Genomic DNA, 17,313 nt, shown 5'->3' with positions numbered 1-17,313 from the left:
TATTGCGATGCAGAAATCATTTTCTGCAGTGTGCGTTTTCAAAAGTAAAACTTGGTCACAATTGAGTGAACTACAGATTTTTTTGATGTCGGCACGCTATAATCCCTACATACCCCATATCCATATCCCGGGCGGTACCGGGGATGCATTTAGCAGCCAGCAGCCTATTACCAATAAAAACATCATGTCTGAAACCGTCCTGTCACCCGACTCCACCACCTCGCCTGCCGGCGCCGCGCCTGCCAAACTGGGATTGCGGGAGCGCAGCAAACTGGACAAGCGCAGGCGCATCAAGCAGGCAGCCCGCGAAATGTTCCTGGAGAAGGGTTACGATGCCGCCACCACGCGTGAAATCGCCGAACGCGCCGATGTCGCGATAGGCACGCTGTTCGTGTACGCCAAGGACAAGCGCGACCTGTTGATGTTGATCATCAACGACGATCTCGACCAGATCACCGACGACCTGTCCGAGACACCGAAAAGCGGTACGCTGATCGACCAGCTGACGAATTTCTTCCGCCGCCGCTACCAGTACTGGTCCAGCGAGCCGCGCCTTTCACGGCCTGCCATCCAGGAAACGTTTGATTTCCTGTCCCGCGCCACAGCACAAGGCCCTGAAACAATGCGCTTCTATGCTCGCCGCGGCCGTACGATGGACATGGTGTCCGCCATCATCCAGGCCAAGCAGGATGCCGGCAGGATTTGTTCCGCCTATCCCGCGCAGGAAATCGCTTCGCTGATCCTGACTATCTACATGACGGAAGTTCGCCGCTGGATCAACGGCAACGAACATCCCGACATGGAAACCGGCGTCGCCCACCTGCGCAAGCTGCTATCCATCGCCCTGTGCGGCGTCAAACCTGGCGAGGGCGAAGCGGAAGCCTGAAGCCTCCGGCATCTTCGCCACCTAGCCACAGGCCAAGGCTGCCGGCAATATCCGGTCCGTCCTGCCCTCTACTTGTTAACCTATCCTCAGCCTGGATACAGGCTTTGCCGGCAATACCGTCCTCAACGCATCGGCGCCGGAAGCTCTTCCGCTAAAGGCCGGCTGCGCCGCCACCCGGTGCCCCAGTTGGAACAGGCTGACCGTCTGCTCAAGATTGGCGGCCTGGTCCTGCAGCGAATGGGCGGCGACCGCAGCCTGCTCTACCAGCGCCGCGTTCTGCTGCGTCACTTTATCCATCTGAATGACAGCGCGGCTGACTTCCTCTATGCCCGTACTTTGTTCCTGGCTGGCTGCGCTGATTTCGCCAACGATATCGGTCACACGCCTGACGCTGGCGACAATTTTCTCCATCGTGATACCGGCGTCATCCACCAGCCTGCTACCGACCTGGACCTTTTCTACAGAATCGTCGATCAGGGTCTTGATTTCCTTCGCCGCTGCCGCAGAGCGTTGCGCCAGGTTGCGTACTTCGCTGGCAACCACGGCGAAACCGCGCCCCTGCTCGCCGGCGCGCGCGGCCTCCACTGCTGCGTTTAGCGCCAGGATGTTGGTCTGGAAGGCGATACTGTTGATGACGCTGATGATATCGACGATCTTGCCGGACGAGTCATTGATCGAATTCATCGTATCGACGACTTGCGACACCACCTTGCCGCCATCCGAGGCAACGCTGGACGCGGTCATCGCCAGCTGGTTGGCCTGGCGCGCATTGTCGGCATTCTGCCTGACCGTGGAACTCAGCTGCTCCATCGCAGACGCGGTTTCCTGCAAAGAGCTGGCCTGCTCTTCCGTGCGCGTGGACAGGTCCAGGTTGCCGGAAGCGATCTCGCTCGATGCGGTGGCAATGCTGGCAGCGCCGCTGCGTACCTGGCTCACCGTCTCGAACAGATTCTGGTTCATTTCCTTCAGCGCTTCCAGCAACTGGCCGGTTTCATCCTTGCCGGACAATGTAATGGTAGTGCTCAGGTCGCCCGCGGCAACGGCCCGGGCAACGTCTACCGCGCGCGCCAGCGGGCGCACGATGCTGCGCGACAGCAGCAGCGCCAGAACCGCACCGACCAATAGGGCCGCCACGGCCAGCGCAATCAGGAATATCCTGCCGCTGCGATAACTGGCATCGATCTCGGCGGCTGAAGTATTGATGAAATCCTTTTGCGAATTGACGAAGTCGAGCACTGCATCATTGTATTGTTGCATTGCAGGGATAAGCCGTTTCTCGGTTGCCTCCTTGGTTGCAGCCTCATCGCCTGCAGTCTTGAGTTTCAGCACCGCGTCGCGCACCGATTTGTAATTTTCCAGCTGGGCCTGCACTTGCAGGATGTGCTTGTTGCCCTGCGGCGTGGTCGATTCCAGCTGTTTGTATATTTCATTGGCGCGCACGCTCTGGCCGGCGATCTGCTGCGCAAAGAATTTCTGCGTCTCGGGATCATCGCTCTTGATGCGCGACAGCGTACGTATGCTGTTGCCTTCGATGATCTTCATCCATTCCGACGCCAGCCTCTCCTTGACCAGCGCATCGCGCACCATGGCCTCGGTGGCATTGCCCACACTCTGCAGCCGCATTACGCTGATCACTGCCATCGCAGCCATCAACACCAGCAGTGCGGCAAAACCCCCGCCCAGCCTTTTACCAATTGTCATGTCGGTCAACTTCATCTTGCTTGCTCCTTGCTTCATCGGTACCGCTTATGGCGGCATTGCTTCCAAGGCGAAGACGCGCCGGCAGTCTTGCTGCGCAGCGCGTCCTGCCATCGCGTTTCCGCTATGGTGCTGAATGCTGAAACATCGATTCCAGCCGGCACCTCAGTGCGAACCAGCCACAACGGTAAGGTCTTCTCCGCGCTGGATGGCTTTCCGGCGCAACGTCAGCAGCATGAAAGAGGCGACGCATCCGACCAGCATGGGGATCGCCCCGTATAGAAATATCTGAGGCAACGGCAGCTTCAATGCAATCAGGATGCCGCCGACCATGGGTCCCAGGATGGAGCCTATGCGCCCTATGCCCAGCGCCCAGCCCACTCCGGTTGCACGGATAAAGGTCGGGTAGGAGCTGCCTGCCAGTGCATTCAGCCCGAACTGTGTGCCCACGACGAACAGGCCTGCCGCAAACACCACGACCTCCAGCATGCTTTCGCTGTTGTTGACCGCGCCTATGGATGCAATCATCACTGCGGCCGCGCCGAAAAATCCCACCAGGGGCATCAGGCTGCCACGGTCCAGCAGGCGGCTGATGACAATGCCGCCCAGCGTGCCGCCGAGCTGGAACAGCGATGTTACGATGACCGCGCGCTGCAGCGGAATGCCCGTGCTTTCGATGACGGTAGGCAGCCAGTTGGCAATGAAGTGCAGCGTGATCAGGTTGGCGATAAAGCAGGTCCACAACAGGACGGTAAAAGGCGCGCGGTTTTCCTTGAACAGGTGGGTGAACGACATTCCCGCCTTTACCTCTTCATGCACGACCAGTTCTGAGTCCTCGGTGATGCCTGCTTCGGGAAACCACTTCTGCAGGTGCGCGCGCATCGCACCCGGACCGCCGCGGCGCAGGATCTGGAAACGTATCGATTCCGGCAGGTAGACATAGCACAGCACTGCCACCAGCAGGGGTGCAACACCGCCAAGCACGAACACCGATTGCCAGCCGAAATGTGGAATCATCAGCGCAGCCGCGGCGCCGCCGAGCGCCGCGCCTATCGTGTAGCCGAGGAACATCACGGTAACCATCGTCGCGCGGTATTTTTTTGGCGCGTATTCCGTATTCAGCGCAATCGCATTCGGCACTGCACAGCCCAGGCCTATGCCGGCCAGGAAGCGCAGCACAACCAGGCTGCTCAACCCTGTCGCCCCGGCGGTGACCAGTGTGAACAGCGCAAAACAGACAACTCCGGCGAGCACAGTACGCTTGCGGCCCCAACGGTCGCCCATCGAACCGCCCTGCGTGGCGCCTATCATCATGCCGACCAGACCCGCACTGAACGCAATTCCAAAAGAAGCCCTGCTGAGCTGCCACGCTTTGATCAGCGACGGCGCCACATAACCTATCGCCTGCAGGTCGAAGCCGTCCACGACCATGATCAGGAAAGACCAGAAAATCAGGTTCACATGAAATTTCCTGATCCCTGATTTGTCGATCAGGTCGACTACATCAATTTGCCTTGCACTTGTATCCATGCTGTACCCCGTCTCCTTATAATAGTGCGCCGTGCCGCCGCGCTACGATAGCCGCATGGCGCTGCTTTTCGCAAGCATCTTAAAACAGGTGATGCACGCCTACCCGGTAGACCGACTGCGACTGCGTATTGGACGGCAGGAAGCTGTTGATCACCGCATAGCCGTTATCCGCTTTCTGGTAGGAAGCGGCGATATATACTTGGGTGCGCTTGGACAGGCGGTACATATTAATCAGGTTGTACTGGTTCCAGCGAATGTCCTGGAAGGTCGTGCGGGTAAACGATGCGCCTACTGTGTCCAGCCCGGTGACCGCATAGTCGGTGCCTGCCTCATAGTTGGCTTCCGCAGCGGAACCGGCGGCGGTTTCCAGCTTGATGCGGGAATACATGAAATGCGGCGTGAAGTCGCCCACTTTGTAGGATGCGCTCAGGCCTATGCTCTTGACGCTGTCTGCATTAAAGTTGGCATATACCGCATTTGGCGCCACCGGGTTGGCGCTCAACGTCTGGCCTAGCAGCTTGCCTACGCCGAGCGTGCCGCCGATATTGATCGCGCGGTTGTTGGACGAGGTATAAGCCAGGCCGGCGTTCAGTGCTTCGCCTATATATTTGGCGCCGAAGCTATACGAACGCAGCTTGTTGAAACCGTCCGTCTGTTCGCCAAAACCATTCATCGCTCCCAGCGTAAAGCCGTTGAATACAGGCGATTCATATTTGATGGCATTGTCCAGCTGGAACTGGCTGGCCAGGTTATCCAGGTTGCCCGGATGGAAAAAGTACGCAGAGCCCATATTGCCGCTGCTCTGGAAGCGCAGGTATTCATACATGAAGTCCGGCATGTGGCCCAGCGTCAGCGTACCCATGGGGCCGGACAGGCCGACCAGCGCTGCGCGGTTGAAAAAGACCGTAGGCTTCTTATTGGTGCCGTCATCCACGTTGAAGCCGGTTTCCAGCTGCCACAGCGCTTTGTAGCCGTCGCCCAGATCTTCCGTGCCGCGAAAGCCGAGGCGGTCCGGGGAACGGTTGCCCGTATCTTCGCGCACGCTGCTACCACCGCGCTGGTTATTGACGTAGCTGACGCCGGCATCGATGCTGCCGTAGATGGTGACACTGGATTGCGCGTACGCACCGCCGGCCACGGACAACATTGTTGCCATGAGTATTTTGCTGCTCTTGTTCATTGCGTCTCTTCCTTTATGATAATTTTAAATACCTGGAATATCTGTCATGCGGCTATGTCTGGATTTTTTCTGGTACTGCTTAACTGGTGTTGCTGGTGTTGCTGGTGTTGCCAGTGTTGCTGGTGCCGCTATTGAATGCGGCTTTACTGAATCTCCTGTGCGCGCCTGACGCTGGCAATCATTGAGGAATTGAGCAGGTAGGTGCGCGCCTTGTCCGGATCGGCAGCGATGTCGCGCATTTCATTCAGCCTTTCCTGCCGCACCAGCGGATCGCGCTCTTCCAGCAGACGCTTGTTGCGTATCGTGATGGCCTGCACATATTCAATATTGGTCAGGCGGCGCTGCCGCACATAGCGGTCCAGATAATCCTGCTCCTGCTCGCCGGCCAGCACCGCACTGAGCTTGTCACCCAAATTGACGGCATCGTGGATACCGCTATTGAGTCCCATGCCGCCCAAAGGATTGTTCACGTGTGCGGAATCACCCGCCAGCAGCACGCGCTTGACGCGGAAGTCTGCAGCAACGCGCTGATGCACGCGGTATACGCTGCGATAGGCGATTTCATAATCGATTTCCGGTTTCAGGAAACCCTTGATGCGGCTTTGCACGAATTCATCCGACAGGATTTCTTCTTCGCTCATCTCCGACTTGGTCGGGAAAGCGATGCGCCAGATGCCGGGAGGTCCTTCATGCGGCTGGATGAAGATGGCGCACCACTCATCCGGGTCGGCGATATAAGCGTTGCCGGTAAAACCCTGTTCGCGCAGATCATAGGGGGTGGCAAACACCAGGAAACGTTCGGGCCAGGTAAACCCCTCGAATTCCACGCCCATTTCCTTGCGCACTGTACTGCGCGCGCCATCCGTGCCGACCAGGTAGCTGGCGCGTATTTCTTCGGTGCCGGACGGTGTCGCCACCGCCACAGTGACGCCTTCATTGTCTTGCGTGTAGCCGGTGCAGCGGTGTGAAAACAGCACGCGTACATTCGGGTATTGCGCCAGCGCGTCGTACGCAATGCGCGACAACTTGTGCTGCTCGCAGTGCAGGCGGAAAGGATGCGGCGTCATGTCGCCTATCATGCCCAGGTCAAACTGCGCGACTACACCATTGCGGCGATCGCGAATCTGCCATTCCGGCACTTTGATTCCCTGCTCCAGCAGCCGCGCTCCCACTCCCAGGCTGTCCAGCATTTCCACTGTAGGCGGATGAAAGGTGCCGGCGCGCAGATCGCGCGGAATGTCGGCCTCTCCCTCAAGCAACACAACGTCGATGCCCTTGCGTGCCAGCGACAGGGCAGTAACCAGCCCGACCGGGCCGCCGCCTGCGATAACAACGGGATTCTTTTCCATATTTCTTGATCCGGATAATGACAAGGCGCGCGGCCCCCAGGCGCCGCCCACCTATTTGTTTAATAAAAAATATTTTTGCCGCGTGCCGGCATGCTCAGCGTTGTTCACGCCACAGGCCCAGCACCTCCTGCACCGGACGGTCGGAAAAGCTGAACAGGACGGTTTCCCCGCGAGCGGTGAACCAGTGGCGTGCCCAGCTCGGCACCACAAAAACGTCGTTCGGGCGTGCCGTAAAACTCGCGCCTTCCAGCTCCACAGTGACTTCGCCGTCGATGACGGCGAATACGGTTCCGGCGGAACAGCGGTAGCCAGCCGTGGCAAACCCATCCGTCAGCAACTGGATATAGGCACCCATGGTCGGCATTGGATAACCGCCGGTGACGGGGTTGGCGTAGCGCAGCTTGTAGCCGTGGCAGGCATCCGCTTCACCAGCGGCAATCGTGCGCAGCGAGGCCAGCGTTTCCTTATACGGATAGCAGAACAGCGGCGAAGAAGGCGAAGGCGGAACCCAATCCACCGGCAGCAGGTTGCTGCCGAAGCGGGCCTTGCTGTCACCCGCCGCCTTGAAGGCAGAAGGCGTTTTCTGTTCATGCGCGTGCTCGGAAAAACTCGCGTCCAGCATCGCCACCAGCGGCACATCCAGGCCGTCCAGCCAGATCATCGGCGCATCGGATTCATTGCCATGTTCGTGCCAGGTCCACGACGGCGTAGTGACAAAATCGCCGCGGTGCATGATGGTTTTTTCGCCTTCCACCGAGGTGTAGGCCCCTTCCCCTTCCAGCACCAGGCGCAACGCTGCCTGGGTATGACGGTGCGGTGGCGCGATCTCGCCCGGCAATATCATTTGCAAACCCGCGTACAGCGATGTGGTGACCGCCGCTTTTCCGCGCAGGCCTGGGTTTTCCAGCACCAGCACACGGCGTATCGCTTCTTCCGCGGTAATCAGGTCGCCCGCTTCCGCCAGGTAGGCGCGCATTTTCCCGTATTCCCAATGCGCATGCCGGCAGTCGGAAACCGGGGTTTTTGTCACCAGGTTGTGCAACTGCTCCCACAAGGGCGTCAGGTTGTACTGGTCTATCTTCTTGTAGAAAATCTGGCGTTCGCTACGCCGTTTTTCTGCGGCATCCGCTGCGTCTGCACTGTCCGCAGGGCCTGCCGCTGATGTGTTCAAATCGCTCATGCTAGTCTCCTCAACCGCATTCGGTTCGCTTGAAGGCCTCTTCAGGCCCTGACAGCAACGTCCATTTCGCCTATGCCTTCAATGCGCGCATGCATGACATCGCCGGGCACGATGGTGTTCACGCCTTCCGGTGTGCCGGTCATGATGATGTCGCCCGGATACAGCGTATAGGCGCGGGAGGCGACTTCAATCAGCTCGGCCACGCCGGTGATCAGGTCGCGCGTATTGGCGGACTGGCGCGGCTCGCCATTGACGGTGATGGAGAAATCCAGCACGTCCGGGTCCGCTATTTCATCAGCCGTCACCAGGTAGGGGCCGAGTACGCTGTAGGTATCGGCAGATTTACGGTAGCTACGGTCTTCAGGGCCGCGCACGGTCATGTCCAGGCCGATCGCATAACCGGCGATAACGCTGAACGCGTCCGCCGCGGAAACATTCTTGCATTGGGTGCCGATGATGACCGCGAGTTCCACTTCATGGTCGTTGCGGCGGCCGGGGTAGGCAATTGCCACGCCTTCACCGGCGCCGACAATTGAGGACGGGGATTTCAGGAACACGCCGAATTTTGCGACCGGCGATGCGAAGCCTTCATAACCCGGCAAGTGCACGCCATTGTGAATCTGCTTGTCGGCTGCCGATTCCGCCACATGCGCATGGTAGTTAAGCGGCGCGGCAATGATCTTGGATGGGTTGGCCACTGGACTGAGCAGCCTGACTTCGGAGATGGGTAATGACGCCGCATTGGCTTTCAGAGCCAGCAGCTTGTCTTTCAGTTGCGGCAAATGTGTCAGCAACTGGTCGCCCGGTGTCACCGGCCAGGCCAATGGAGGCAGCGAGGCCGTAATTGCGGTGACGTCGTAGACAAGACCGTCTTCGACCAGGCCGACGCGGTTGTCGTTATACCGGCATAGTTTCATTTACTACCTCCAAAAGTGAAGGCTCACTGTAGAAAGGATTTGTCTCCGCGGACCGCAGGCAGGCCGAGCAAATTTTTTATAGCGAGCTTATTATTGAGCGCACTCTATTATTGTTCCGTGAAATTTGTAAGTCAATTAAATTTTGAGCGCAGTATAAAAATAATTATACACGCACAAATTGCTGCATAGCAATATGACTTGGCGCTGGAGAGCCGTGAGCGCCGACAAAACACCAGGGGGAGGAAGATATCTACGCTGCGGGCAGCAAGGATGCTAAGGGAAAACAGAGGCTCTCCACTGAAAAACATGGGGCCGTGAAGCAGGTGGTGTGAGAAGAGTCTGGCAATGGAAACAGCACTGCAGGGGCCGGCTGCCGGCCAGCCGGCATTGCGGGCCTCAAGCCCCAATGCCGGTGTTACAGAAGGTGAGCGCTTACATAGGTGGCACGACGCCGCCTCTGCCGATAGCCGCCCGCGCTACCAGCGGCGAGCCGTCGGCCGCCTTGGACATGAAGAAGATCGCGTGGGCGCCCGCTACCAGCAGCGTGCGGTCGGAGGGAGCCAGACGAACGATAGGCGCATTTTCCGGGATCATGATTTTCTTTTCTCCCTTGGCGTATTTGACGGTGATCGTGCGGCCGCTAGTGACGACCACGTCGCCGACGGTGCCGTTGGTCATGGTGCTGTTGTCGCCCAGGTCCCATGGATAATGGCCTTCACCGGGCTTCATGCCGGGCGGGAAAACCGTCACCTCCATCGCTTTCAAGGTACCGTCCGGCAGCGGAATCGCGGCAGTACCGATGAAACTGTCCGTTTTGATGTCGGTGATGGCGGCGTTATCCACGCTCAGGAAACCGACGTCCGGCGCCAGCTTTAGCGTCATGTTTTTGCCGCCGATATCGGTGACGTCCACATTGTCGCCGGTGATCTTGTTGATGGTCGCGCGAATGCGCGCAGGCGCCGTCTGGGCAATCGCAGCGACGCTGGACAGCAGGGAAACGGAAACGACAGTAGCCGACAATATCTGCCGGACAGAGGGAACAGTATTCATAGGTAGGGCTTTCTGATGAGGGTGATGAGCACAGGGAAATCCGCCGCCCGCGGTTAAACAAGCCGGCAACCAGATACATTGAGCCGCCGATTGCGCCGGGAAATTGTATTGCATTCCCGGTTTTGCTGCCGGGCGCTGCGGAACCGGCTGTAGATGCCGGTTTGTGCCTTATCGGTTCAAAACAGACACGCGGGCCGTGCTGAAGCGTGGTCAGGCTTTGGGGGTGACGCGCCGTGGCGTAGCCACAGCGGATTTTGCTTTGGAAGACGCCCCTTTCGCCGTGGCGGCACGTTTGCTGCCCGCCTGATCCGCAACTTTCTTCGGACTTGCGCCTGCCGCCGTGGCAGCTGTTTTTGAAGTGGCCTTTGCGGCGGTCTTTGCGGCCGGCTTGGGAGCTGATCGAGAGGCCGGTTTTGCCGCCGCTGTTTTGGCTGCGGGCGCAGGCGTTTGCTCCGCCTGCTTGCCTCCGGTCAGTTCACCGGCCATGGCATTGCTGACCGCCTGCTTGAACTGGTCCTGCAGCAAGGTCCACCAGGCTGCAGGATTGACGAATTGCGATGCCGCGGCATCTTCCGCAGCAGTATCTTGCTGCCTGCCCTGTGCTGAGGAACCATCCGCGGCCGCTTCCTCTTCGCCTTCTTCAGCTTCATCTTCCGGCTCGGCGGCTGATGGTGCGGCAGCGGGCGCTGTAGTGGCTGAAGGAGGCATCGGCCATTCGGGATTGACGGCCTTGGGCCCGGCATCGGCCGCCGGCTCTGCAAAAGCCGGCGTAGCGGGAGTGTGCATCGCATTGGAAAAGCTTGCACCCAGCGAATTCAATGTGGCAATCGTCGCGCGCTGTACTTCGAGCGCCTGTATGGTTCCACGCAGCATGTTCATATTGACGTTGAGCCAGGACTCCACCGTCTTCAAGTCCTTGATCTTTTTGTCCAGGTCGTCAATCGACACCGTGGGAGCAATCATGCCGGGCACCTGCATGCCGCCCCACAGTTTTTTCACAAAAGACAGGGTATCGTTCATTGCCGCCATGCCGGGCATGTCGCCTCCAGGGAATTGGGATGTCATCGCGCTCTCCTTATCAAATGTGCCATTACGGCAGGGTACTCTGAATATGCGTTTGAAGCCATCTCATTAGTTGCGGTGAGGTAGCTGCTAAGGAAACTGTGGATTCCGCTTTTCCCGCAACGATGCAATTCCTTCGTGGACATCGGGCCCGGCAAACCCCATGAACTCCAGCGCCAGCGAAGCGTCGAAGCTGGGGCCGGCCATGCGCAGCCAGTTATTCAGCGCATACTTGGTCCAGCGTATCGCACTCTGCGAACCGTTAGCCAGCCGCGCTGCAACCTCAAAGGCCTTGGCACGCAAGTCGGCATCTTCGCAGCATAGCGACACCAGGCCTATGCGTTCAGCCTCTTCGCCGCTGACGGTCTCGCACAGCAGCAGGTAATATTTGGCCTTGGCCATGCCGCACAGCAAAGGCCAGACTATCGCTGCATGGTCGCCGGCGGCTACGCCCAGCCGCGTATGGCCGTCTATGATGCGCGCCGACTTCGCGGCGATGGAAATATCCGCCAGCAGTCCGGCAACCAGGCCGGCGCCGACCGCCGGGCCATGCATTGCAGAGACAATGGGCTTGCTGCAATTGATGACGTTATAGACCAGGTCTTTCGCTTCTTTCCATACACGGGTGCGCACGGCAAAATCGCTGGCCATATCCTCCACCAGGGACAGGTCGCCGCCGGCGGAAAATCCCCGCCCCTCGCCGCGGATGACGGCAACCCGTACCTGCGGGTCTTCATCGACGGTGCGCCAGATATCGGCCAGTTCGCGGTGCAGGTGCTGGTCAGCAGTGGACAGCTTGCCATTGGCCGACTGTGCCGCCCCCATGACGATTTCCAGTATGCCGCCGGGATGCAGTTCCAGCTGCAGGGACTGGTATTTGTCATACAGGGAAGACGGCGCTGTGGACATGGTGTGCTCCTGATGATGGTGGACTATGATTGCCGGTGCAGGCTTGCTGCTAAGGCCTCTGCATCTTGCATGAGGTGGGCAGGGCCGTCAACGCGGCATCGAAATAACGCTCCGTCTTGAAACCGTAGCCGCTGCCTTCATTGTCAAAACGCACGCTGCCGCCATCGCGTTTCTGCATGACGGACACGTACAGCGGCGGTATCAGCTGGTGGTCCGTCGCGCGCATGGCGGCACGGTAGAAGCTGTTGCTGAATTGTGCGCCTTCCAGCGCTTTGGCGACTGCGGCAGCTTCCGTGCTGCCGGCTTTTTCTATCGCCGCCGCCAGCATGTTGATCAGTACATGCATGCGCATGTGCACATAATCATCTTTAGGCTCAGGATAACGCTGGCGGAAACGGCTGTAGAATGCATCGCTGTCGGCACCGCCGGCATTCGGATGCCATTCGGCCACCGCCCGCACCCGTCCTATGCCGGCGTCGCCGATCGCCGCCGGCGCGCCCAGCGCATTGGCATAGAAAGTGTAGAACTTGGTGTTCATGCCGGCATCCCTGGCCGCCTTGATCAGCAGCGTCAGGTCGTTGCCCCAGTTACCGGTGATGACGGTATCGGCACCGCTGGCCTTGATCTTGGCCGCATAGGGTGAGAAGTCCTTGATCTTGCCGATAGGGTGCAATTCATCACCGACAATGGCAATATCCGGCCGCTTTGCCGCCAGCATGCTGCGCGCCGACCTGGCAACCTGGCGGCCGAACGTGTAATCCTGGCCTATCAGGTAAACCCGTTTTGCCTGGCTGTCGTCCTTGATCACTTCGGTCAGCGCATTCATGCGCATGTCGGCATCGGCATCAAAACGAAAATGCCAGTAGCTGCACTTATCATTGGTCAGGCTAGGATCCACCGCCGCATAGTTCAGAAACAGCACGCGGTTATCCGGCGCGCGCTGGTTATGCTTGTTGATCGCATCCACCAGCGCCAGCGCCACCGCCGAACTGTTGCCCTGCACCACAAACGGAATGTGCTGGTCGGTCACGCGCTTGAATTCGGTCAGGGAATCTTCCACTCCCTGCTTGTTATCAAAAGTGGCAAGCATCAATGGATGCTTCCCATCCGGCAATTTCACGCCGCCGCGCGCATTTACTCCTTCTATCGCCAGCTGCAGGTTGCGGACCACGGCTTCGCCTGCATTGGTGAAAGAGCCGGACAAGCCGTCTATCATCGCAATACGGATAGGCAAGGCAGGCGCTGCGGCCTTCACCATTGTTGCCGCAGCACCTGCAACAGATGCACACGACAGTGCCGCACATAAGACGGTAGTTGCTACTTTGGACATGCATTTCCCTGCTGGATACATAAAGTAGCCATTTTACATGCCGCAGACGGTGTCAGGCCCGGGGCCGCCAGGCGGCAATCCACCGCTCTCTGTCATCGCAGCGATGTGCAAGAACGTTTACACTAGCATCATGACCAGTATCACATTGCCCATGAACAAACAAACCAGGCGTCATTCCCGACACTGGGTGGTGCCGCTCGCCGTCACGGCGCTGCTGCATATACTGGTGCTGTACTGGGCAGATGAAAAAATCAGCCTGCCGCGGCCCAAGGAGCAGGTGGAAAGAACGGTCGAAATCAGCCTGACACCGCGGCCTGCCGACCCGGTGCGGGCAGAATCCCAACCCAAGCCCGTCGAAGCGGTGAAGCAGCGGCCCAGGCCGGTGCAGCGTCCCGCTACCGACACCGATTTTTCCTCCGCGCTAAGTTCACAAACCCCCGCAACTGAGCCGACGGAGTCCGCAACGGCCGCCGCCGAAGCTGCGCCGGCGGAGATCGCGCAGCCGGTCACGCCGCCGCCGGACCTGATGTCCAACATGCCGGAGGTACCGGTCGCGCCAGCAACTGACAAGCCCGCCAGGGACCAGACGCCGCATTATGCGGTTGCTCCGCCGCCGTCAGCCCGGCTTGTACTGGAACTGGTCAACACCAAACCTGGCCAGCCCAACCCCTATCTGGGCGAAGGCGAAATCAACTGGCAGACCGGCAACGGCAAATACCGTATGACGATGAAAGCCGGCCTGAAGATACTGTTTGCCTCCGTCAACCTGTTGAGCATGCGCAGCGAGGGCCTGATAGACGCCAACGGCATCGCTCCCGTCACCAGCAGCGAAACACGGCGCGGCCGTTCAGAAACGGCGACCCATTTCAACCGCGATGAAAAAACCATCACCTTCTCTGCATCCACCAAAACGATGGCACTGAACGATGGCGCACAGGATAAAAACACCATCATCATGCAGCTGGCGGGCATAGGCAATGCCGACCCCAAACAGATGCAGCCGGGCAAGGAGTTTGCCATCCAGGTCGGCGAAGACCGCGAGGCGACGGTGTTCCAGTTTATCGTGCAGGGGCAGGAAACCATTACGACCAAGCTGGGCACGCTGCACACCTGGCACCTGGTGCGCCCGCCCCGCCCCGGCTCCTATAATTCCAGGCTGGATGTGTGGCTGGCGCCAGAATTGCAATGGTATCCTGTGCAGATTCGCAATACCGAGACCAGCGGCGCGGTCACCACGCAGACCGTGGTCAAGATCACTCAATAGCCACAATATCCAAACAATAGCCAGGCCATGCTCATGCGAGCATCTCAGAATAACCACGCAACAAGCACCGACAGGAACATCCAGCATGCGTCATAGCAGCATCCCTACAGGCAAACGCCTGCGCGCCATTTCTCTTTTTATTGCCGGCACTTTTTTATCGCTGGCAGCCCATGCAGACAGCGGAGGCAATGCGTATAACCTGCCGCCATCTGCGGATCTGCAGTATGCGATCAAGGCCCGGCAAAGCGGCATCCCGTTTTCAGGAGATGCCAGCGTCAAGTGGCAGGTCAGCGGCGCAGCCGGCAGCCAGAGATATAGCGTGATCACGGAAACCCGCGCTCCCATCTTCGGCAAGGTGCTGGACGCCAGCAGCATCGGCGTCATCGACAGCTACGGTCTGGGCCCAGAAAAATTCGTCGAGAAGCGCTTCCGCAAGGCTGAAACAACAACCAGTTTCGACCGCGCCGCACGGCAGATCAGTTTTTCCGAATCCACGGAAAAATATACGATCAAAGGCGGCGAACAGGACCGCACCAGCGCCGTGTGGCAACTGGTCGCACTGGCGCGCGCGGCAGGCGACAAATTCAAGCCGGGCTCCGAATGGCATTTCCTGACTGCGGGAAGGCGCGATGCCGACCCGTGGTCCTTCAAGGTGACGGCGCAGGAAACCCTGTCCACCGCCTTTGGCGAGCTTACAACGCTGCACGTCGTCAAGGCGCCGCCACCGGATTCCAAGGACCAGCAACTGGACCTGTGGCTGGCGCCGTCGCTGGAATGGTATCCGGTGCGCCTGAAGTTCGAAGACGCCGATGGCGACTTCGTGGACCAGACGATCAGCAATATCAGGAAATAACAAAGCTGCAAGCAGGCTGTATGCACAAGGCTGCACAAACCCGGGCGCTTGTGGGATGATTCTGCTTTATCCCGGCTTCGCCGCTCCAGCCACTCTATATACGATACCCTTATGAGCACATCTACCGACAGCGCCCTGGTCCTCTTCAGCGGAGGCCAGGATTCCACGACCTGCCTGGCCTGGGCCCTGTCCCGCTATCGCCGGGTCGAAACCATAGGCTTCGACTACGGCCAGCGCCATGCGATAGAACTGACGGTACGGCCTACCCTACTGGAGAAAATGCGCGGTTTTTCGACGGACTGGCAACAGAAGCTGGGCGAAGACCACATGATAGACCTGTCGCTGATTTCCCAGCTATCGCATACGGCAATGACCGAGGATATCGAGATCGTCATGCAGGAAAACGGTTTGCCTAACACCTTCGTGCCGGGCCGTAACCTGATGTTCATGATGACGGCCGCGACGCTGGCCTATCGCCGCGGCATCAACGTGCTGGTGGGCGGCATGTGCGAAACCGATTTTTCCGGCTACCCGGATTGCCGCGACGATACGATGAAGGCCTTGCAAGTCGCGCTGAACCTGGGCATGGCAACCCGGCTGAAGGTGGAAACCCCACTGATGTGGATAGACAAATCGCAAACCTGGGAACTGGCGCAAGATCTCGGCGGCGAAGCACTGGTGGACCTGATCCGCGCAGATACACATACCTGCTACCTTGGCGAGCGCGGCCAGCTGCATGACTGGGGCCATGGCTGCGGCACCTGCCCGGCCTGCGAACTGAGGGCACGCGGCTATCATCAGTTCGTGGCGAAAAAAAGTAACAGCAAGGTCGACAAGGAATAAAAAAACCGGGGCATACAGCGTGTGCCCCGGTTCTATTCACTGGTCTCCGGATTTAGCGTGTGACGGCAATCAGCTCGCGCTTGCCGCTCTTGTAGGTATACAGCGTCAGCGTACCGTCGCGGATATCGCCGTGTTCGTCGAATGCGATGTTGCCGGTGACCCCCTTGTACTGGATATTCGCCAGAGACGGCAGGTATTTCGCGGGTTCAGCCGAGCCTGCCTTCTGCATTGCCGCAACCACCGTCATCACCGCATCATAGGCGTAAGGCGCATTCAGCACGACCGGGTGGCCGAACTTCTTGCTGAAGTCGGTCTTGAACTTCTCCAGCCCACCTTTCATCCCCTCTTCCACGCCGCCGGCCTCGGCACAGACTATCTTGCCTTCGCCGAGCGCCTCGCCGGCCAGTTTCGCCAGGTCGGTCGAGCAGATGCCGTCGCCTCCCATGAACTTGGCGTCTATGCCCAGCTGCTGCATCTGGCGCAGCATGGGGCCGCCTACCGCATCCATGCCGCCAAAGAAGATCAGGTCCGGTTTCTTGCCCTTGATCGTGGTCAGGATAGAGTTGAAATCGGTGGCCTTGTCCGTCGTGTACTGGCGCGGCAGCATCAGCACGGTGCGCGATTTGCCTGTTGCACCCTTGATGAATTCGTCGGCCACGCCCTGACCGTAAGAAGTGCGGTCGTCAATGACGGCAATGGTCTTGGCCTGGGTGACCTGCACTGCATAACGGCCCAGCGTGCCGCCCAACTGGCCGTCGTTGGCGACCACGCGGAACGCCGTGTTGAAACCCTGCTGCGTGTATTTGGGATTGGTGGCAGAAGGCGATATCTGCGGAATACCCGCAATATTGTAGATCTTGGACGCAGGTATCGTGGTGCCGGAATTCATGTGCCCGATGACGGCATTCACCTTGGCATCCACTAGTTTTTGCGCCGCCGTCGTCGCCTGTTTCGGGTCGCTGCCGTCGTCTTCCGCGACCAGTTCGAATTTCGCTTTCTTGCCGCCTATCGAGATGTTTTTCGTGTTCAGCTCGTCGATTGCCATCCTCGCGCCGTCTTCGGTATCTTTGCCCATGTGGGCGGAAGGCCCGGAAAGCGGGCTCACATGGCCGATCTTGACCAGGATGTCTTCGGCAAGCGCACTTCCCTGCCATGCCAGCATGATGGAAGCGACGATAGGTAAAACGCAGATTTTGGCATTCATGGTTCTCTCGGTCACGGTTTGTTATTGAAATAGAAAGCCGCCGGGGCAGCGGTAAGAT

General features: G+C 58.9%; 15 protein-coding genes. 4 read left to right on the top strand and 11 right to left on the bottom strand.

Going from position 1 to position 17,313, the window contains the following annotated elements; translation table 11 throughout:
- Positions 1-184 precede the first annotated feature (184 nt).
- Positions 185-886, top strand: a complete 702-nt coding sequence (locus tag ACO0LO_RS23765) for a TetR/AcrR family transcriptional regulator (protein WP_422968054.1) — start codon at positions 185-187, stop codon at positions 884-886.
- Positions 887-961: 75 nt separating this feature from the next.
- Here ACO0LO_RS23765 and ACO0LO_RS23760 read toward each other — a convergent pair whose 3' ends face one another.
- From ACO0LO_RS23760 to ACO0LO_RS23715, 10 genes are all read right to left on the bottom strand, one after another.
- Positions 962-2,602 (bottom strand): methyl-accepting chemotaxis protein, encoded by a 1,641-nt coding sequence (locus tag ACO0LO_RS23760; protein ID WP_422968053.1) that lies wholly within the window; start codon positions 2,600-2,602, stop codon positions 962-964.
- A 147-nt stretch (positions 2,603-2,749) separates the two neighbouring features.
- Entirely contained in the window at positions 2,750-4,114 is a 1,365-nt protein-coding gene (locus ACO0LO_RS23755) for an MFS transporter (protein WP_422968051.1), read from the bottom strand.
- A gap of 79 nt (positions 4,115-4,193) precedes the next feature.
- Complete coding sequence (locus ACO0LO_RS23750; RefSeq protein WP_422968049.1) at positions 4,194-5,270, bottom strand: porin; 1,077 nt, start codon at positions 5,268-5,270, stop codon at positions 4,194-4,196.
- Between the two features lie 167 nt (positions 5,271-5,437).
- A complete protein-coding gene (locus tag ACO0LO_RS23745; RefSeq protein WP_422968048.1) occupies positions 5,438-6,643 on the bottom strand; it encodes an FAD-dependent oxidoreductase in 1,206 nt (401 codons plus the stop codon).
- 94 nt (positions 6,644-6,737) lie between these two features.
- Entirely contained in the window at positions 6,738-7,823 is a 1,086-nt protein-coding gene (gtdA, locus tag ACO0LO_RS23740; protein ID WP_422968046.1) for a gentisate 1,2-dioxygenase, read from the bottom strand.
- A gap of 41 nt (positions 7,824-7,864) precedes the next feature.
- A complete protein-coding gene (locus tag ACO0LO_RS23735) occupies positions 7,865-8,740 on the bottom strand; it encodes a fumarylacetoacetate hydrolase family protein (protein WP_422968044.1) in 876 nt (291 codons plus the stop codon).
- Between the two features lie 432 nt (positions 8,741-9,172).
- Positions 9,173-9,790: a hypothetical protein gene (locus ACO0LO_RS23730; protein ID WP_422968043.1), complete on the bottom strand. Its 618-nt coding sequence runs from the start codon at positions 9,788-9,790 to the stop codon at positions 9,173-9,175.
- Positions 9,791-10,000: 210 nt separating this feature from the next.
- Positions 10,001-10,855 carry a PhaM family polyhydroxyalkanoate granule multifunctional regulatory protein gene (locus ACO0LO_RS23725; protein WP_422968041.1) on the bottom strand — a complete coding sequence of 285 codons (855 nt, stop codon included), beginning with the start codon at positions 10,853-10,855 and terminating at the stop codon, positions 10,001-10,003.
- Positions 10,856-10,942: 87 nt separating this feature from the next.
- A complete protein-coding gene (locus ACO0LO_RS23720) occupies positions 10,943-11,761 on the bottom strand; it encodes an enoyl-CoA hydratase/isomerase family protein (RefSeq protein WP_422968039.1) in 819 nt (272 codons plus the stop codon).
- Between the two features lie 49 nt (positions 11,762-11,810).
- A complete protein-coding gene (locus ACO0LO_RS23715; RefSeq protein WP_422968037.1) occupies positions 11,811-13,091 on the bottom strand; it encodes a branched-chain amino acid ABC transporter substrate-binding protein in 1,281 nt (426 codons plus the stop codon).
- Positions 13,092-13,242: 151 nt separating this feature from the next.
- Here ACO0LO_RS23715 and ACO0LO_RS23710 point away from each other — a divergent pair, with 151 nt between their 5' ends.
- From ACO0LO_RS23710 to queC, 3 genes are all read left to right on the top strand, one after another.
- The gene (locus ACO0LO_RS23710; protein WP_422968035.1) at positions 13,243-14,355 is read left to right on the top strand and encodes a DUF3108 domain-containing protein; all 1,113 of its coding nucleotides are present in this window, start codon (positions 13,243-13,245) and stop codon (positions 14,353-14,355) included.
- An 85-nt stretch (positions 14,356-14,440) separates the two neighbouring features.
- Complete coding sequence (locus ACO0LO_RS23705; RefSeq protein WP_422968033.1) at positions 14,441-15,208, top strand: DUF3108 domain-containing protein; 768 nt, start codon at positions 14,441-14,443, stop codon at positions 15,206-15,208.
- A 111-nt stretch (positions 15,209-15,319) separates the two neighbouring features.
- Entirely contained in the window at positions 15,320-16,051 is a 732-nt protein-coding gene (queC, locus tag ACO0LO_RS23700; RefSeq protein ID WP_422968031.1) for a 7-cyano-7-deazaguanine synthase QueC, read from the top strand.
- A 52-nt stretch (positions 16,052-16,103) separates the two neighbouring features.
- Here queC and ACO0LO_RS23695 read toward each other — a convergent pair whose 3' ends face one another.
- Positions 16,104-17,255, bottom strand: a complete 1,152-nt coding sequence (locus ACO0LO_RS23695) for a branched-chain amino acid ABC transporter substrate-binding protein (RefSeq protein WP_422968029.1) — start codon at positions 17,253-17,255, stop codon at positions 16,104-16,106.
- Positions 17,256-17,313: the final 58 nt, after the last annotated feature.

The sequence above is a fragment of the Undibacterium sp. TJN25 genome (assembly GCF_049339885.1).
In the GTDB taxonomy this organism is placed as follows: Bacteria; Pseudomonadota; Gammaproteobacteria; order Burkholderiales; family Burkholderiaceae_D; genus Undibacterium.
Note: the sequence above shows the minus strand (reverse complement) of the source record. Positions and strands in the feature narration are given on the sequence as shown.